General features: G+C 45.2%; 14 protein-coding genes and 6 tRNA genes. 6 read left to right on the top strand and 14 right to left on the bottom strand.

Annotated features, from left to right (window positions below; translation table 11 throughout):
• Positions 1–74: 74 nt before the first annotated feature.
• The 4 genes from BN3261_RS03050 to BN3261_RS03035 all read right to left on the bottom strand — a co-directional run bounded on the left by BN3261_RS03050 (position 75) and on the right by BN3261_RS03035 (position 8,172).
• Positions 75–4,568 carry a PolC-type DNA polymerase III gene (locus BN3261_RS03050; RefSeq protein WP_021651820.1) on the bottom strand — a complete coding sequence of 1,498 codons (4,494 nt, stop codon included), beginning with the start codon at positions 4,566–4,568 and terminating at the stop codon, positions 75–77.
• The gene (gene ispG, locus BN3261_RS03045) at positions 4,568–5,632 is read right to left on the bottom strand and encodes a flavodoxin-dependent (E)-4-hydroxy-3-methylbut-2-enyl-diphosphate synthase (RefSeq protein WP_021651821.1); all 1,065 of its coding nucleotides are present in this window, start codon (positions 5,630–5,632) and stop codon (positions 4,568–4,570) included. The genes BN3261_RS03050 and ispG overlap by 1 nt, the downstream gene beginning before the upstream one ends.
• An 84-nt stretch (positions 5,633–5,716) precedes the next feature.
• Complete coding sequence (locus BN3261_RS03040) at positions 5,717–6,865, bottom strand: toxic anion resistance protein (protein WP_059085427.1); 1,149 nt, start codon at positions 6,863–6,865, stop codon at positions 5,717–5,719.
• Between the two features lie 71 nt (positions 6,866–6,936).
• Positions 6,937–8,172: a 5-bromo-4-chloroindolyl phosphate hydrolysis family protein gene (locus tag BN3261_RS03035; RefSeq protein ID WP_059085426.1), complete on the bottom strand. Its 1,236-nt coding sequence runs from the start codon at positions 8,170–8,172 to the stop codon at positions 6,937–6,939.
• A gap of 149 nt (positions 8,173–8,321) precedes the next feature.
• Between BN3261_RS03035 and BN3261_RS03030 the strand changes: the two genes are divergently transcribed.
• A complete protein-coding gene (locus BN3261_RS03030; RefSeq protein WP_059085425.1) occupies positions 8,322–9,347 on the top strand; it encodes a branched-chain amino acid aminotransferase in 1,026 nt (341 codons plus the stop codon).
• Positions 9,348–9,494: 147 nt separating this feature from the next.
• Here BN3261_RS03030 and BN3261_RS03025 read toward each other — a convergent pair whose 3' ends face one another.
• Positions 9,495–9,989, bottom strand: a complete 495-nt coding sequence (locus BN3261_RS03025; RefSeq protein WP_015524334.1) for a dihydrofolate reductase — start codon at positions 9,987–9,989, stop codon at positions 9,495–9,497.
• Between the two features lie 23 nt (positions 9,990–10,012).
• A complete protein-coding gene (thyA, locus tag BN3261_RS03020) occupies positions 10,013–10,861 on the bottom strand; it encodes a thymidylate synthase (protein WP_059085424.1) in 849 nt (282 codons plus the stop codon).
• 225 nt (positions 10,862–11,086) lie between these two features.
• Here thyA and BN3261_RS03015 point away from each other — a divergent pair, with 225 nt between their 5' ends.
• Positions 11,087–11,617, top strand: a complete 531-nt coding sequence (locus BN3261_RS03015; protein ID WP_059085423.1) for a VanZ family protein — start codon at positions 11,087–11,089, stop codon at positions 11,615–11,617.
• A 129-nt stretch (positions 11,618–11,746) separates the two neighbouring features.
• On the opposite strand, the gene BN3261_RS03010 is transcribed toward BN3261_RS03015, so the two are convergent.
• The 3 genes from BN3261_RS03010 to BN3261_RS03000 form a co-directional block, all read right to left on the bottom strand.
• Positions 11,747–12,175, bottom strand: coding sequence for a hypothetical protein (locus BN3261_RS03010; RefSeq protein ID WP_021651826.1), 429 nt, complete (start codon positions 12,173–12,175; stop codon positions 11,747–11,749).
• A gap of 37 nt (positions 12,176–12,212) precedes the next feature.
• Positions 12,213–13,757 (bottom strand): 4-alpha-glucanotransferase, encoded by a 1,545-nt coding sequence (gene malQ, locus BN3261_RS03005; protein WP_059085422.1) that lies wholly within the window; start codon positions 13,755–13,757, stop codon positions 12,213–12,215.
• 97 nt (positions 13,758–13,854) lie between these two features.
• Entirely contained in the window at positions 13,855–14,793 is a 939-nt protein-coding gene (locus BN3261_RS03000; protein ID WP_022426630.1) for an alpha/beta fold hydrolase, read from the bottom strand.
• Positions 14,794–15,033: 240 nt separating this feature from the next.
• On the opposite strand from BN3261_RS03000, the gene BN3261_RS02995 reads away from it, so the two are divergent.
• Positions 15,034–16,197 carry a DUF5067 domain-containing protein gene (locus tag BN3261_RS02995; RefSeq protein WP_235812334.1) on the top strand — a complete coding sequence of 388 codons (1,164 nt, stop codon included), beginning with the start codon at positions 15,034–15,036 and terminating at the stop codon, positions 16,195–16,197.
• A 211-nt stretch (positions 16,198–16,408) separates the two neighbouring features.
• Positions 16,409–16,624, top strand: coding sequence for a DUF378 domain-containing protein (locus BN3261_RS02990; RefSeq protein WP_059085421.1), 216 nt, complete (start codon positions 16,409–16,411; stop codon positions 16,622–16,624).
• Positions 16,625–16,729: 105 nt separating this feature from the next.
• Here BN3261_RS02990 and BN3261_RS02985 read toward each other — a convergent pair.
• The 5 genes from BN3261_RS02985 to epsC form a co-directional block, all read right to left on the bottom strand.
• A tRNA-Gly gene (locus BN3261_RS02985) sits at positions 16,730–16,802 on the bottom strand.
• A 3-nt stretch (positions 16,803–16,805) separates the two neighbouring features.
• A tRNA-Gly gene (locus tag BN3261_RS02980) sits at positions 16,806–16,876 on the bottom strand.
• A gap of 35 nt (positions 16,877–16,911) precedes the next feature.
• Positions 16,912–16,984: transfer RNA gene (locus BN3261_RS02975), tRNA-Gly, on the bottom strand.
• 3 nt (positions 16,985–16,987) lie between these two features.
• Positions 16,988–17,058 (bottom strand) — tRNA-Gly (locus tag BN3261_RS02970).
• A 125-nt stretch (positions 17,059–17,183) separates the two neighbouring features.
• Positions 17,184–18,104, bottom strand: a complete 921-nt coding sequence (gene epsC, locus BN3261_RS02965; protein ID WP_022426729.1) for a serine O-acetyltransferase EpsC — start codon at positions 18,102–18,104, stop codon at positions 17,184–17,186.
• Positions 18,105–18,260: 156 nt separating this feature from the next.
• On the opposite strand from epsC, the gene BN3261_RS02960 reads away from it, so the two are divergent.
• Together BN3261_RS02960 and BN3261_RS02955 are read left to right on the top strand one after the other, a co-directional pair.
• Positions 18,261–18,348 (top strand) — tRNA-Ser (locus tag BN3261_RS02960).
• Positions 18,349–18,475: 127 nt separating this feature from the next.
• Positions 18,476–18,546 (top strand) — tRNA-Trp (locus tag BN3261_RS02955).
• The last annotated feature ends 124 nt before the right edge of the window (positions 18,547–18,670 follow it).

Raw genomic sequence — 18,670 nt, 5'->3', positions numbered from 1 at the left:
TCTCACTGCCAGATCAGCCTTCAGGATAAACGGCAGTATTTTTTATTTATTGTAAGCCCTTCCGGTATCATATATCAACCCGTAAAATCAAACAGTGACATCTGATTGGACTGCGGGATATCTCCGAAAAGATCCATATCATCCATCAGATCGATAACGGTCTTGCTGACCTTGGTACGATCACGGAAATCATCCTTGGAAAGGAATCTGCCTTTTGCGGCAGCATCCACAACTGCCTCTGCTGCCTTATCTCCAAGACCCTCTATGGTATCCAGAGCAGGCATCAGTTTATCTCCGATGATCTGGAACCGGTGTGCCTTTGCCTTATAAAGATCGATCGGCACAAAATCAAAACCTCTGGCGTACATTTCCTGTACGATCCTCATATCCTTCAGTGTATCCTGTTCCTTCTTGGATGCCTCATCACCTTTTTTCCGGATCTCCGCCATATAATATTCCAGACGTTCTTTTCCCATGCACATCAGTTCATAGGAAAAGGAAGTGGCACGGATACTGAAAAATGCTGCATAATAAGCCAGTGGATGAAACACTTTATACCATGCGATACGATACGCCATCATAACATAAGCTGCCGCATGGGCTTTCGGGAACATGTACTTGATCAGCTTACAGGACCAGATATACCAGTCCGGAACATCATGCTCTTTCATAGTCTGGATCCATTCCTCACGAAGCCCCTTTCCCTTACGGACACTCTCCATGATGGTAAACGCCAGACCACTTTCCACTCCTTTTCCGATGAGATAGATCATAATATCATCTCGCGTACAGATTGCTGTGGAAATGGTAGCTGTACCATTCTGGATCAATACCTGGGCATTTCCAAGCCATACATCCGTGCCGTGGGAAAGTCCAGCAATACGTACCAGGTCGGAAAAATATTTCGGCTTGGTATCGATCAACATCTGCATGGCAAAGTCTGTACCAAACTCCGGGATCCCAAGGCATCCCAGCCTGCAGCCGCCGATATCCTCCGGGCTGATCCCCAGAGCCTGCGTTCCCGCAAACAGGGACATGACATCTCTCTGGTCCAGCGGAACTGTTCTTGCACTGATGCCGGTCAGATCCTCCAGCATACGGATCATGGTCGGATCATCGTGTCCAAGTATATCAAGCTTCAGAAGATTTCCGTCAATGGAATGGTAATCAAAATGTGTGGTGATGATATCACTGTTCACATCATTGGCCGGGTGCTGCACAGGTGTAAATTTCTCAATCTCCTCACCCATAGGCAGTACGATGATACCTCCCGGATGCTGGCCAGTGGTACGGCGGACACCGGTGCAGCCCTTCACGATACGGTTGATCTCACAGTAACGCTTGTGCTGCCCCCGTTCCTCATAATAGTTCTTCACATAACCAAATGCGGTTTTTTCCGCAAGGGTACCAATGGTTCCCGCCTTAAAGGTCTGCCCTTTTCCGAAGATAACCTCTGTATACCGGTGAGCATTGGCCTGATATTCACCGGAAAAGTTCAGGTCGATATCCGGCTCCTTATCACCTTTAAAACCAAGGAATGTCTCAAAAGGAATATCAAAGCCTTCCTTGTTCATCCTGGCACCGCATTTCGGACAGATCTTATCCGGCATATCACATCCTGCCATACCCGCGTATTTTTTCACCTCAGGGGAATCAAAATCACTGTATTTACAGTCCGGATTCGGACAGAGATAATGAGGCGGCAGAGGGTTTACCTCCGTGATACCGGACATGGTCGCTGCCAGAGAAGAACCTACAGAACCACGGGATCCAACCAGATAGCCGTCCTCATTGGACTTCCACACAAGCTTCTGTGCAATGATATACATTACCGCATAACCATTGGAGATAATAGAATTCAGCTCCCTGTCCAGACGGTCCTCCACGATCTTCGGCAACGGATCTCCGTACATTTCGTGAGCCTTCGTGAAACAGATATTCTTAAGATCCTGCTCGGAGTTCTCAATGACCGGTGGAAATTTATCCGGATGGATCGGTGATATCTTCTCGATCATATCCGCGATCTTATTGGTATTGGTGATCACCACCTCTTCCGCCTTTTCACTTCCCAGATAGGAAAATTCCTCCAGCATTTCCTCCGTTGTACGAAGATAAAGCGGGGCCTGGTTATCTGCATCAGAAAATCCGTTTCCTGCCATGATGATCCGTCGGTAAACCTCGTCCTGAGGATCCATAAAATGCACATCACAGGTGGCAACCACCGGTTTTTTGAACTGTTCTCCAAGTTTTACGATCTTCCGGTTTATCTCTTTTAAGTCTTCCTCAGAATTGATCATATCATGTTTTTCATCCGCAAGCATAAACGCATTGTTCCCAAGAGGCTGGATTTCCAGATAGTCATAAAAATTTACCAGTCTGGCGATCTCCTGATCCGGTGCATTGCGAAGAAGTGCCTGATAAAGCTCTCCTGCCTCGCAGGCACTTCCCACCAGAAGGCCTTCCCTGTATTTTTCCAGCACGCTTTTGGGAACCCTTGGTCTTCTGTGATAGTACTTTAAATGGGACTGGCTTACCAGCTTGTACAGATTGATCCTTCCGGTCTCATTTCTTGCAAAAACAATAGCATGGTATGTGGGCAGCTTTCGGATGGTATCCGGTGAAACCGCACCCTGCCTGTTCATCTCATCCACATCAAAAATATCTCTTTCTTCCAGCATCTTTACAAACCGCACAAAAATCTCTGCGGTACATGCCGCATCATCCACAGCTCTGTGGTGATGATCAAGAGAAACACCTACTGCCTTGGCTACCGTATCCAGTTTAAAACGGTTCAGGGCAGGAAGAAGGAATCTAGCCATACCAACGGTATCCACATAAGTAAAATCATCCGAAATCCCCTGCCGTTTACAGTTTTCAATAATAAAGCTCATATCAAAGTCCGCATTATGGGCCACCATCACGCAGCCCTCACAGAATTCCAGGAATTTCGGCAGTACTTCCTCTATCACAGGTGCATCCAGGACCATGGAATCATTGATGCTTGTCAGCTGCTCAATACGGAACGGAATGGGCACTTCCGGGTTTACAAAGGTGGAAAAACGATCTGTGATCTGTCCTTTTTCCACTTTTACCGCGCCAATCTCAATGATCCTGCAGGTTAGTGCTGAGAATCCCGTAGTCTCAATATCAAAAACAACAAAATCTCCATCCAGACGCTGCCCTTTGGAATTGGTGACCATACCCTTCAGATCGTCTACCAGATACGCTTCCATTCCATAGAGCACCTTAAAATCAGACTCCTTTGGAACACAACCGCCCCAGGCATCAAAGCAGTGATTTGCCTCCGGGAAGGACTGCACCACGCCATGATCCGTGATAGCGATAGCCTTATGTCCCCACTCATAGGCACGTTTTACCAATGCCTTTGCATCGCTGACACCATCCATATCGCTCATCTTGGTGTGACAGTGAAGCTCCACACGCTTCTGAGGACTGGTATCCATTCTTGTGCTGGTAAAATTGGCGATTTTCTTGATACCTGTAATATTTCCAATAGTAAGCTCACTGTCAAAACGGTCAATGGTGGTAACTCCCTTCAGCTTCAGGAATGCGCCTTTTTTTACACTTTCCGTCACTTCCGGAACCTGCTCGTTACGCAGAAACATCTTCACAACAATACTGTCCGTAAAATCGGTCACAGGGAAGATCAGGATCGTTTTCTCATTTCGGATCTCACGAGCTTCCACATCCATAACCTGACATCGGATGATAACCTCACCCATCTCACCGGTAATGCTCTCCAGCGGAATCGTTTCTCCATCAAAATCTCTGCCGTAAACCACATCCGGATTGCTGTCCCTGCGGAATCCGAAGCTGCCGCGGAAATCCCCCTTCTGAACCTTCTGCTGTTTTTTGTCAACGGATTTCTTCTCGTTTGTCTTTTCGCCGCTCTTATCTCCAGAGGTTTTCTTTGTCTCTTCCCTGGCTGTATCCTCCTGCTTCGGTTCGCTTTCCTGATCCCCGCTGAGTTTGGCATGCTTCAGGACATTTTCCACTTCCTGTTTGATCTGAAGTGCAGCATTTTTCCGGTATTTACTCTCTTTCACTTCCACAAAATCCAGTTCCACTTTCAGATCCATACCGCAGCGTTCACAGAAAACCTTATGAAAATATTCAACAAGTATTTCGCTTTTCTGTCTGGAAATAACCGTATCCGGAAGCTCCATACGCAAGGTATCTTTTCCTGTAAAAATGATTTTTGATCTACGGAACAGATTGTACTCCAGCATGTTATAGTTGCGCAGCTCCATCTCCATACTGGAACGGTAGCTTTCCAGAAAGTTCTCCGGTGTATACTGCTCGGAAAGATGAAATTTTTCCACAACTGTTACAGTCATGGGAATCCCCGGAAAGCACTGCCGTTCGATCTCATCCTCCAGCGCAAAAATATTCTTCTTGTGTATCCAGCGGCTGCTTTCGATATAAACCCTCAAATGAGTTCTTCCGGGGTTCATGGAAACCTTTGTCACAAATACCATGTCCAGAAGTTCTTCCAGCTCTTTCTTCACTTTAAGATGCGGAAATACATCAAAAAAATCTTTCTCCATTATGACTCCTGCTCATTCCAGGTAAGAAGTTCCTGACGAAGTGTATCCAAAAGATCCGTTTCCGGTACTTTTTTTACAACCTCTCCATGCCGGATCAGAAGACCAACACCATCGCCTCCTGCAATTCCGAGATCTGCTTCCTTCGCCTCTCCCGGTCCATTTACCACACAGCCCATAACCGCAACCTTAATATCAAGAGGAATATCCTGTACCATGGTCTCTACCTGGTTTGCAAGGCCGATCAGATCGATTTTTGTTCTTCCGCAGGTCGGACAGGAAACAACCTCCACGCCTCCTTTGCGAAGTCCCAGCGTTTTCAGGATCCTTTTGGCTGATTTCACTTCTTCCAGCGGTGCGCCTGTCAGAGAAACACGGATGGTATCTCCGATTCCCTGATACAGGATGATCCCAAGTCCGATAGCTGATTTGATATTTCCCGAATACAGAGTTCCTGCTTCTGTAATTCCCACATGAAGAGGATACTGTGTTTTTTCTGCGATCAGTTCATGGGCTCTGGCGCACATGAGAACATCAGAAGATTTGATGCTGATCACAAGATTGTCATATCCCATCTCTTCAATGATGTGCACCTTATCAAGAGCACTCTCCACAAGTCCTTCGGCTGTAACACCGTGATATTTTTCTACCAGTTCTTTTTCAAGGGAACCGCTGTTTACTCCTACACGAATAGGGATATTCCGTTCCTTTGCTGTATCCACAACTGCCTGGATCCTCTCTTTGGAACCGATATTTCCCGGATTGATACGGATCTTGTCCGCACCGTTCTCCATGGCTGCAATGGCAAGGCGATAATCAAAATGGATGTCCGCAACCAGCGGAATATGGATCTGTTTTTTGATCTGGGATAAAGCCTTCGCAGCTTCCATAGTAGGAACTGCGCAGCGGATAATATCACAGCCTGCTTTTTCCAGTGAAAGGATCTGCGCAACCGTTGCTTCTACATCTTCAGTTTTCGTATTGGTCATGGACTGGATAAGGATCGGATTTCCTCCTCCGATAACACGATTTCCAATTTTTATTACTTTTGTATGATCTCTGTACATAAAAATCTCCTTTATGAATCCTGAAAGGCAGGTGTCTTCAAACGCCCTGCCTTTCCTTTCCGAACTATCTTTTTACTCTTACTCCTAACGTCGGATCTCCAGCAGCTTTGTTTTCAGTTCGTTTTCCATACGTCTCATATCTGCCTCTGCTGCCTGACGTTTTTCACGGCCTTCCTGCTGGATCTTCATCACATCATCCAGTGTCTGGATCAGTTCCTGATTGGTTTTTTTCAGAGTTTCAATATCTACAATACCACGCTGGGATTCCTTTGCAGTTTCCACAGATGCCAGGTGAAGCGTTTCCGCATTTTTCTTCAGAAGTTCATTGGTAAAATCCGTAACCTGCCGTTGTGCCTGTGCGGCTTCTGTGGAGTGCGCGATCCCTAGAGCCAGCACCATCTGGCTTTTCCAGAGAGGAATGGTATTTACAATGGTTGTCTGGATCTTCTCGATCATCGTCGTATCATTGTTCTGGATCATGCGGATCTGCGGTGCAGTCTGCATAGAAATGGTTCTGGTAAGCTCCAGATCATGAAGCTTTTTCTCAAAGCGGTCACATTTGCTTTCCAGATCATTGGCAGCCTGTGCATCTTCCGGAAGTCCGCTTGCCGCTGCCTTCTGATGCAATTCGTTGAGCTTGCCTTCTCTGACTTCCCTAAGCTTCTTTTTACCCGCAAGAATGTACATGGAAAGTTCTTTAAAATATGCAAGGTTCTGCTCATACATTTTATCCAGCACGGCAGAATCTTTCATCAGACGCATCTGGTGCTGCTCCAGAGCTTCCGTGATCTTCGTCACATTTCCCTCGGCCTTTGTGTAACGGTTTTTCAGAGTTTCCACCTTCGCTGTCTGTTTTTTGAAAAAACCGAAAAATCCCTTTTCCTCTGTGGCATCAAAATCCTTCAATTCTCCTACCACATTTGCAAGAAGCTCTCCTGCCTCCCCAAGATCCTGTGTCTTCACATTTACCAGCGCTGCATCAGAAAAATCTGCCATCTTCTTCTGAGTGCCGGCTCCGTACTGCAGGATCTGGTTTGTATTTTCAATATCGATCTTTGCTGCAAAGTCTTCTACGATTTTCTGTTCCTGGGGAGATAACACCGGTTCCTCTACTGCAGGCTCCTGGGGTTTCTCCGGTTCTTTTTTTGCAATTTCTTCTTTTTCTTCCGTGAGATCCGGTTCCAAAGTCAGCACCGGTGCTTCTACCTCAAAGTCTTTAAATTCTTCTCCCATAAGCATTCTCCTTGATCAGCTGTACCTTCCGGCAGATGTCTGTATTCCAGCTTCTGATCTGCTCGTTGTACTTATTTCATTTCCGCATTCTGTTTCATTTTTTCGAAATCATCCTCTGTCAGTCCCTCCTGTGCCAGAACCGTATGCAGCACAGAAATATCGGTGGATACATCCCATGCGGTATCCCGGAATATGGAATCCAGAAGTTTCTCAAAAGCAATATTCAGTGTATCAATGGTTTCTTCAATTTCTTTCTTGGAAGCCGTGATATTCTCGCCCTGTACAGGCTGTCCATCCATATCCTCATAAGCATCCAGAAGCTTCACAGTCATGGGCAGATAGTAATCCATCATTTTCTTAAGATCCGGAATCACCTCCGGATGCTCTCCTGCACGCTCAAAAATTTTCTGAACGATCATTTCCATCCTGGAAATCTTTGCGGAAATTTCTTCCCCGGGAATGGCGTCATTGCTCTCACGGATCTTTACCAGAAATTCATTTCCTTTTCTCAGGACTTCCTGGGCTTCCGGACTCATATTCTCCTCCAGCTGAACCTTAGGATCTGCTTCCTGTTTACGAAGCTCCAGCTGCTTCTGTGTTTCCAGATACTGCTGATAGGTCTCATTGCTGGTGATCAGACAGGTTCCCTGCTCATCCACATGGCCTTCCAGAAACCAGCCCTTCTGGATCATTCTGCTGATATCTTTTTTTACAAATTTCTCGTTCTTTCCTGCTGCCTGGGCAAGCTTCTGAAAATTACAGTAGGTGTGGTCTCCCAGCGCACGGATATATTTCTGGAAACGTCCCAGTCTTCCGAGACGGCTTGTTCCCGCTCCCAAAAGAGCACCGCCACCTGCTGCGCCTGCACACATCACTCCAAGCACACCTGCTGCAAGTGCACCGCTGTGTCCAATGCCCATCCAGATCAGAAGCACCATGGCTCCAAGCCCCATGCCACTTAAAAGTATCCCACCGGAAACTGCCATCATCATGCCTTTGAGATTCTCACCGGTAGTCTTTCCGTAGAGCAGTTCCGACTGTTTCCTTGCAGCCTGCTGCTTTGCTTTTCTGCTTCTTCCGTAATAAGGGCTCTGGTATGTATAGCTTTTCTTACGGAATTCCGGATCAGCACCCGGATCAAATACGGAATTCAGCGCATTTTTCAGCGCTTCGCTTCCGGAATTAATGGCCTTATTTACTGTCTGGTTGATCGTATGGCTTAATTCGTGATAGCTGTTTGAATTCACTGCATTATCTACAATATCCTGAATCTTTTTTCCAAGGTCTTCAAATTCGTGATTGTCCATTTTTCCCTCCAGTCCATAGATAATTTTTATTATATCGAAATCATATTAAAATTACAAGCAAATGAAAAAAAGGAACAAAAAACTATTGAAGTCATCACGTAAAAGTTTTACAATGGTAAAAAGTAAAAATTGTAAACGGAGGAATCGTTATGGAAAAAAAGAACATCGACTGGTCCAGCATCGGATTCGCTTACATGCCAACCGACTACAGATACGTGTCTAATTTTAAAGATGGAAAATGGGATGAGGGTACTTTAAGCACAGACCCTAATATCGTACTCAACGAGTGTGCTGGTGTGCTTCAGTATTCTCAGAGTGTATTCGAGGGTCTGAAGGCATACACAACAGAAGACGGACATATCGTTACTTTCCGTCCTGACCTGAACGCAGAGCGTATGGCTGCATCTGCAGCAAGACTTGAAATGCCGGTATTCCCGAAGGAAAGATTTATCGACGCTGTTGAGCAGGTTGTTAAGGCAAATGCTGCATGGGTTCCGCCATATGGTTCCGGCGCAACACTTTATCTTCGCCCGTACATGTTTGGTTCCAACGCCGTGATCGGTGTTAAACCGGCTGACGAATATCAGTTCCGTATCCTTACAACACCGGTTGGTCCGTACTTTAAAGGCGGCGCCAAACCGATCACGATCCGTGTCAGCGACTATGACCGTGCCGCACCTTGCGGAACCGGTAACATCAAGGCTGGCCTGAACTACGCAATGAGCCTTCATGCTATCGTAGATGCTCACAAACAGGGCTTTGATGAGAACATGTACCTTGATCCCAAGACTCGTACAAAAGTTGAGGAGACAGGCGGAGCAAACTTCATCTTCGTTACTAAAGACGGCAAGGTTGTAACACCGAAGTCTGACAGCATCCTTCCTTCCATCACACGTCGTTCTCTGATCTACGTTGCAAAGGAGTACCTTGGACTGGAAGCTGAAGAGCGTGAGGTCTACTTCGATGAGGTTAAAGATTTTGCAGAGTGTGGTCTTTGCGGTACTGCTGCAGTTATCTCTCCTGTCGGAAAGATCAATGATCACGGCAAAGAAATCTGCTTCCCAAGCGGAATGGAGAAGATGGGTCCGGTCATCCAGAAGCTGTACGACACACTGACCGGTATCCAGATGGGACGCATCGAAGCACCGAAGGGATGGATCCACGTAATCGAGTAATTACCGGATTTTCGTCATTATACATAACATTAAGCACAAAAAAACAGACCGCCGTATTTTTTTCGGTGGTCTGTTTTTTTATTATTTCTTCATTGTTTTTCTGTACAAAGCGGGCATTCTCATTCTGCTTTATGATCTGTGCTCACATTACCTATCTTTTCTCTCGTATTTCACAAACGCATATTCCAGATCAAAGTATGTCTGTTCTTCACTCTCCGCTGTGATCTCCCAGTCCGGGTCCTCATCCAGGTTTGGAAAATACGCATCCGCTTCATATGCAAAATCGATTTTTGTCACATGAGCTGTATCACAGTACGGGAGCATCTGTTTGTAAATACTGTCTCCGCCGATACAGTACACATCCTCTGCCGGATATTTCTCCACTTCCTTCAGTGCTTCCTCGATGCTGTGAACGATCACCGCACCTTTTACCTGATAATCCCGGTTGCCGGTGATCACAATGTTGGTTCTGTTTTTCAGAGGAAGTCCGTTTGGAAAAGACTCCAGTGTTTTTCTTCCCATAACAACCACTTTTCCTGTAGTTTCCTCACGGAACATCTTCATATCTGCCGGAATACTTACCAAAAGTTCATTATTTCTTCCGATTCCCCAGTTTTTATCTGCTGCAACAATAATATTCATTCTTTCTTCCTTTCTTTATGCAATTATACTGCAATGGGAATATTTTTGATCTGTGGCCATGTCTCATAATTCTCCACGATCAGATCATCGGTGGTGAATTTATAAAAATCCTTTATCTCCGGATTCAGTTTTACTGTCGGTGCAGGATACGGTTTTCTGGAGATCAGTTCTTTAATTACCGGAATATGACGATCATAAATATGGCAGTCTGCGATCACATGAACAAGCTCTCCGGCTTCCATATCGCAGACCTGTGCGATCATCATGAGAAGAAGAGAATACTGACACACATTCCAGTTGTTTGCAGCCAGGATATCCTGAGATCTCTGGTTCAGCACCGCATTAAGGACCAGCTTGTCTTTTCCGGGTTCCTTGGTTACATTGAAAGTCATGGAATAGGCACATGGGTAAAGATTCATCTCGTGGAGATCCTGATGTACATAAATATTGGTCATGATCCTTCTGCTGTACGGATTGTTCTTAAGATCAAAAAGAACTCTGTCTACCTGATCCATCATTCCCTCTTTATACTGATGCTTCACACCTAACTGATAGCCGTAGGCTTTTCCGATGGAACCGTTCTCATCTGCCCAGCTGTCCCAGATGTGGCTGTGAAGATCATGGATATTATTAGATTTCTGCTGCCAGATCCATAGAATCTCATCCATTGCACTCTTTAACGCTGTTTTTCTTAAAGTCAGTGCCGGAAACTCCTTCCGGAGATCATAACGGTTCACAACACCAAATCTCTTGATGGTATAAGCCGGAGTTCCATCCTCCCACACAGGACGTACCTTCTCACCTTCTGTGCTGGTTCCGTTTTCTATGACATCTTTGCACATGTCAATGAATATATTATCTGCAAGACTCATTTGTTGATTTCCTCCTGTAATTTTCTTCTATTCGATCCCGGGCTGCTTTTTTTCTTAAAAATGCCCCTGAAATTTATTTTATATTCTAACACATTTCAGTCCTTACTGTCCACTTCCCCTTTAACCTCCTATCCCATTTAACCTTCTCTCCCTGTTTTTCCTTTTCCCTGTTCTTTTTCTGTATTTTTCTGGACTTTTCCATGCGGGAGTGCTATATTAAGAGCCATGAAAATACTGATTACATTATTAAAACCTTTTTCTTTTGCACCTGCGATCCTGATGATGTGCGTGATCTACTCTTTTTCCGCACAGACCGGAGATGTTTCCGGTGCCCTGAGCTACAAGATCAGCTACCAGATCGTAGAAACCAAAAACGAAATATTAGCTTCCGGCAAAAGCCTGGAACAGCTTTCCCAGGAAGCTGCCGGTATCGAATTTTATGTCCGTAAGGCTGCTCACATGACAGAATACTGCCTGTTGGCCATATCTATTTCCTTCCCCATCTATGTATACGGAGTTCGGGGAATCTGGCTGATGCTCCTTGCCGGATTTGTATGTGTAGGATTTGCCGGACTGGATGAATACCACCAGTCTTTTGTAGAGGCCCGCGGACCTTCCGTAAGGGATGTAGGGATCGACAGCTGCGGAGCAATGATCGGAATTTTGCTGGTACAGGCATTCTGCTGGTCTACCTTACATACCCCCGGCAGAAAAAAATCTCGAAAAAAGCGCAGAAACGCACAAAGACGCAGATAACTGTTTTGCGATCTGCCTGATCTAAAAAACGGAACATACATAAGGATTTTTTTGCCTTATGATGTTCCGTTTTTGCTATTACTAATCGTCATATCTCAGCAGGCATTTTACTCTCACCTGCATCCAGTTTTATTTTTCGTCTTTCTCCTCCGGTGCGTCATCCAGATTTTCCGCAAGATGCGCCCGCTCCGCAATTGACATTTTTTTCTTTGCCACGGTTTCCGGATTTTGAGAAGCTTCCTCTGCCGCTTTTTTCGCAGCAGCTTCTTCCAGCTCATGTTTCTGTGCGCCAGCCTTTGCAAGATTACGGATCGCCATGATCAGAAGCACTGCTCCGATCACAACAAAAATACCTCCCGCTGCCAGAAATACCACACCGGAGTCTTCTGCTCCGCTTATGACACTGGCACAGAGACGATATCCTGTATACACAAGATAACCGCCTGCAAAGATCCACAGAAGACTGCTTCTTGTGGAAGAATTTCCCTGTCCGGAATTCTTTTCCTCAGCAGTTTCCTGCTGCAGCTCTTCCTTATTTTCTCTTTTCTGTTTTTCCATGATGTATTTCTGTCCTTTCTGATATCCTTATATTTCTCTATTTGTCAGATATCTTTTCCCTGTCAGCTTCTGTTTTTTCCTTCTCTTCCGTTTCTTCTTTTACAAGTCTTCCATAAAGCTTTGTCATTTTATAAATCTTCTGAATAATTGTTTCATTGAGCTGGCCTTTTTTCATACGCCACTTCCAGTTGTCACCAAGAGTTGACGGTTCATTGATCCTTGCCTCATTTCCAAGGCCGAGATAATCCTGTACCGGGATCACACAGCGATCTGCAACACTGGACATCGCCGCACGTATCATGCTCCACACTGCCGCAGTCTCATGCTTGCCCTCACAGCCAATATAGGCCCTGGCAAAATTTCGGTCATGCTGGCTCAGATTGCGGAACCATCCTCTTGTTGTCTCATTGTCATGAGTACCTGTGTAAACAATGCAATTCCTTTCATATCTGTGCGTCAGATACGGACTGTCCTCATTCTCGTCAAAAGCAAACTGCAATACCTTCATTCCCGGGAATCCGGATTCTTCCACCATCTCAATCACACTGTCTGTAAGGAGACCAAGATCCTCTGCGATCACATCCAGCTTTCCAAGATTCTTTTCAAGCGCACGGAACAGATCCATTCCCGGTCCCTTTTCCCAGTGACCGAACTCCGCAGTTTTATCTCCGTACGGAATGGAATAATACTCATCAAAGCCTCTGAAATGGTCGATCCTTACCACATCATAAAGCTTCATACAATTTGCCATTCGGCGTGTCCACCATGCATAGCCTGTTTTCTTGTGATATTCCCAGTCATAAAGCGGATTTCCCCAGAGCTGCCCTGTGGCGGAAAAAGCATCCGGCGGACATCCGGCAACGCCGATCGGAATATTTTCCTTATCAAACTGGAACAATTCCGGCTGTGCCCAGGCATCCGCACTGTCAAACGCAACGTAGATCGGGATGTCTCCGATCATCTCCACTCCCTTAGCATTTGCATAAGCTTTCAGTGCTGCCCACTGTTTAAAAAAGCAGAACTGCTGGAAGCAGTAAAATCCCACTTCTTTTGCAAGCTTCTCTCTTTCTTCAGCCAATGCAGCTTTTTCTCTGTTTTTGAGTTCCGTAGGCCATTCGATCCAGCTGATCCCATTCAGGCTGTCCTTGATTGCCATATACAGGCTGTAATCTTCCAGCCAGGCAGCATTTTCTTTTACAAACTTACGGTATTCCTGATCTGTCTCACAGTCATAATTTTCAAAGGCTTTTCTCAAAAGCCGAAATCTGGAATTATAAATCTTCTCATAATCCACATAGCTCTCGTTTGTACCCCAGTCACAGTCCTCGCAATCACTTTTATCCAGATATCCCTCTTTTACAAAAGCCTCCAGATCAATAAAATACGGATTTCCCGCAAAGGTAGAAAAAGACTGGTATGGTGAATCTCCATATCCGGTAGGTCCGAGAGGAAGAATCTGCCAGTATTTCTGTCCTGCTCTTGCCAGCTGGTCTACAAACTCATATGCTTCCTCAGAAAAGCATCCGATCCCATATTTCGATGGCAGACTGGATACCGGAAGTAAAATCCCACTTGCTCTCATAATTTACGAATCCTCCTGTTTTCTCAGTAGTTGCGCCCTCTCACAGATGTCTGCAGGAGCACTCAGATTTTTATTATATCACTCTGTCACAGAGCGTTCAAAGTCCTTTTTTGCAGATATATGTAAATATATCATGATAAACCTTTTCCCTGTCTTTCTCATTCAGGATCTCGTGGCGCATTCCCGGATATAATTTCCCCCGGACATCCCGGTATCCTGCACAACGCATGGCACGGACAGACTTCGCAAACTGTCTCACATTTCCCATGCAGGGATCCTCCGCCCCACTGATAAACAGCACCGGCATTTCCGGCTTTGTACACTTCCAGTGCTTCACATCATAGGCTCTTTTCATCAGGTCAAAAAGTGCCAGATATGCATCATCCGTAAAGGTAAATCCACAGTATTCTGAATCCGAATAATCCTGCACAACCTGCGGATCAGAGCAGATCCAGGAAAAACGGTTTTTTTCTTTTTTAAAGTGCATTGCATAGCTTCCAAAAGACATCATCTCGATCAGACCCGCACTGTGTTTAGGCCCGAAAACAGTCTTTCCCGCCTTTGCCAGAGCTACTCCGACCGGACGAAATACATTATAGCTGGGTGAGCCGCAGACGATCAGCATATCCATACAGCTGTCATGATGCGCTGCATAGGCACGAACTGCCAGAGAGCCCATGCTGTGTCCGAAAAGAATCAGCGGAATACCTGGGAAATGATCCTTGATCAAGCAGTTCACCGTATGGATATCCTGCAGCATGGCATCCGCCCCACCACCGTACATATACCCAAGATCCTCTTTACTGCGTACGCTTTTCCCATGGCCACGGTGATCATGGATCACACTTATATATTTTCGCTCTGCCATATATTCCATAAAAGGAATGTAGCGTTCCTTGTACTCACTCATTCCGTGAACGATCTGTATGATCCCACGGTATTTCTCATTACGTTCCAACTCCGGCACTACTGCCAGGCAGGAAATTTCCAATCCGTCTGCTTTTGAAGGAAATGAATACTGAATTGTCCGTAACATATATTTCACCTCACCTTTTCTGCTGCATAAAGCGGGCATTCGCATTCCGCTTTGTCACCTGTACTCAACCACTTTTTCTGTGTCTTCCAGTATATCATAACACAGGGGGTTTCTCAAACAGTAAACCTATGATATAATCGTTACGGTAACACAGGGTGATGCTGTTTGCCCGCAAATGCAAACAGATATCCTCTGACCCACCCACCCGAAAACCAGAATGACTTATTGTAAGGAGGAATAATGAATACAGAAGACAATAATGATTTTTATGACGATGAGCTCTCCAGATCATTGATCTCCAATGATTTTGAAGACGACACTCCCCACAGAAAGAAAAAAAGCAAAAAGCCTCTTGTGATCTGTCTGATCATCCTTCTGATCGCTGCCGCAGCCGGCGGAACCGCCTGGTATATGATGCAGCGCCATAAACCGGTAGAAGCCACAGAAAAATTTCTCACAGGCATGCAGAACATGGATTTTACCACAATGGAGAACCTTCTCCAAAGTCATGATCTCAGTGCTCTGGATGATGCAGATATCCGTGATTCTGCTTACACAGATTTCTTCACTACCGTCAACAAAAAAATGACCTACAAGATCACCAAAAACAAATTTGACATCCAGAACGGAACTGCCAGGATAACGGTTCACATGAAATATATTGACGGAACCAATATCTATGCAGCAACTATTCAGGAATACACCCGTAAGGTTGCTGTCGCAGCCTATGCCGGAAAGGAAATGACACAGGATGATATCCAGGAAATGCTCGCTGCACTTCTTGCCGAAAATGCTTCCACAGCTGATGAGAAATACAGTGAGATCGATATTACCTATCCTCTGATCAAAATCGGCAGCGACTGGAAGATCGTTTCTCTGGATGACACCACAGTCAAGGTTATGTGCGCAAACTTCAAAAGCGTAAAAGACGAAATATCATCCCAGCTTACGGATGACAGCACAGATAGCAGTTCTGCCGCTGCAGAGGATTCTTCCACCCCAGGCAGCACAGCCTCTGCTGAGGGCACAAGTGCATCCATTGATATTACAACTGACAAATTCTCCGTCCGTTTCAAACAGTTTGCGATTTCCAAGGACTACGGCGGAAATCCCTGTCTGATGATCTACTACGACTATACAAACTCCGGCGATTCCCAGTCCAGTGCATTTGTAGACTTCACCCTGCAGGCTTCCCAGAACGGAGAAGTTCTAGAAGGAACTTATCCGGAAGCCAGCGATGATGCTGTAGATAACTACATGAGCACCATTGATCCCGGAAAAACCGTCACTGTATGCCAGGTATTTCTTCTGAAGGATACTACCAATGATGTAACGCTTCAGGGCAAAGAAACTCTGAATGTAAGCGGCGGACAGACAACCTCTCAGATTCTGAAGCTGAAGTAAGATATCGGAATCGCCTGGCGGATATTTACGATCCAAATTCGATAAACCGGAAATTTACATTTTATCTTGCATATGAAAGGAAAACGGAAATTTCTCCTTCATGATTTTTTCATGGCTGGCAGAAATTTCCGTTTTTCTTTTTCTCATTCCTGTGTATATTTTTTCGATTCTATGAAAAACTATTTCCTGTATAACGAAAGGATGGTGACTTATGTCAAATAAATGTCTGCAGTACTTCACCCTGACCATTGCTGTGGTCGGTGCCATAAACTGGGGTCTGATCGGCTTCTTTAATTTTAATCTGGTAGCATTCCTGTTCGGAAGCATGAGCTGGCTCTCCCGGATCATCTACGGACTTGTAGGCTTATGCGGGCTTTATCTTCTGACCTTCTATACTCTGATCGATCAGGTTGAAACAACTGAATAAGCTACGCAGTAACACATAACGCGAAAAATCCTCTGCTGCATAAAAATAAAGCAGAGGATTTTTTCGCAACAAAAAAGAACTCTGATCATCCTCAGAGTTCCAAAGAGCGATAGACGGGGCTCGAACCCGCGGTCTCGACCTTGGCAAGGTCGCGCGTTACCAACTACGCCACTATCGCATAAGCGGGTGATGGGAATCGAACCCACGTATCCAGCTTGGAAGGCTGGTGTTCTACCATTGAACTACACCCGCAGTTATGAAATTATAAATCTTCATCCTTCGATGAGAGCGATAGACGGGGCTCGAACCCGCGGTCTCGACCTTGGCAAGGTCGCGCGTTACCAACTACGCCACTATCGCATAAGCGGGTGATGGGAATCGAACCCACGTATCCAGCTTGGAAGGCTGGTGTTCTACCATTGAACTACACCCGCGCATCGTCGCTTCGGTGATTACCGATCGCTTGACCGCTGCAACGATGATTAGTATATAGCATGCTGTTTTATTTGTCAACAGGTTTTTTGAAATTTTTTATTTTTTTTATTTATTGGATTTTTTATCAATACTCCCATACATTTGTGGCAGAAACCTGGGCCTTCGGTTTCTTGATCACAAGCTCCGGACTTTTTGCACTGACCTTGGTATTTGCAGGAATGGATTCTGTGATAAAGGTATTACCACCTATAATCGTATTCTCTCCTACAACCGTCTCACCACCGAGCACTGTGGAATTAGAATAGATCGTTACATTATCACGGATCGTCGGATGACGTTTTACATTGGCAAGCTGCTGTCCCTTTCTTGTGGAAAGCGCTCCCAGTGTCACTCCCTGATACAGTTTTACATTATTTCCGATTTCTGTAGTCTCACCTACAACCACACCGGTACCATGATCGATAAAGAAATACTCTCCGATGGTCGCTCCCGGGTTGATATCGATTCCTGTACGGCCATGAGCATATTCCGACATCACGCGCGGGATAAATGGGATCTCTTCTTTATAAAGAACATGTGCCAGACGATACACGTAGATAGCAAATAATCCCGGATATGAAAAAATGATCTCTTCCTTGCTCTTGGCTGCGGGGTCACCATCAAAACCAGCCTGTACATCTGTCAGAAGCAGTCTCTGGATCTCAGGAAGCTGCTCAAAAAATCCACATGCAGTTCTGTCTGCATGAGCTGCTGCTTCTTCCGGTTCCTCTCCGTGATAAAGAAGTGCGATCTCGATCTGATTCTTCAATCTGTCATAAAGATCATTCAGTCTGTGTCCCACATAATACTCCGGAAATACGGTAGCACTGGTATCCGTACTGAAATATCCCGGAAATACAATAGATTTCAGATCTCTTACTATATCAATGATCACCGAACGGTTCGGCAGACGTCTGCCGCTCTTCGGCATAAAAAGTTCTTCTGAAGCATAATTCTCAGTAAGACCCTTCGCCGCTCTGAGAATCGCTGATTTCTTATCGCTCATAATTCCCTCCATTTCTGCACATCCACTTCTGTCTGTACACTTTATCTCATTATCATATTATAGTCTGGAAGATTCGTCAATAATACAAAAAAGAAAAGTTTTAAAAAAGATTGACCTTTCTCCGGATACCTTATATAATAATAAAGGTTTGCATCCGGAGATGTACCCAAGTGGCTGAAGGGTCCGCACTCGAAATGCGGTAGGTCGGGCAACCGGCGCGAGGGTTCAAATCCCTCCATCTCCGCTTTTCTGCCGATTTATGACAGGAAGAATTTTATTTATATTTTATTATACAAAAAGCACTCTCATCTCTTGACAATTGTATATTTTATATGTATAATTGCAACAGTGATGAAAACACAATTTAATATAGGGGATTGGTCAAATGGTATGATAGGGGTCTCCAAAACCTTTGGTGGGAGTTCGATTCTCTCATCCCCTGCTATTAGAATCGCTGAAAAACCTTAATTAAGGATTTTCAGCGTTTTTTATTGTATGGCAGAAAAAGTGATCGCCCGGCCTGTCATATCAACATCCGGGCGATCACTTTTCAATATTTTACTTCT

Origin of the sequence: Blautia massiliensis (ex Durand et al. 2017) (genome assembly GCF_001487165.1) — a bacterium.
GTDB lineage: Bacteria > Bacillota > Clostridia > Lachnospirales > Lachnospiraceae > Blautia_A > Blautia_A fusiformis.
The sequence above is the reverse complement of the archived record's forward strand: the minus strand, read 5'-3'. Positions and strand labels throughout refer to the sequence as shown.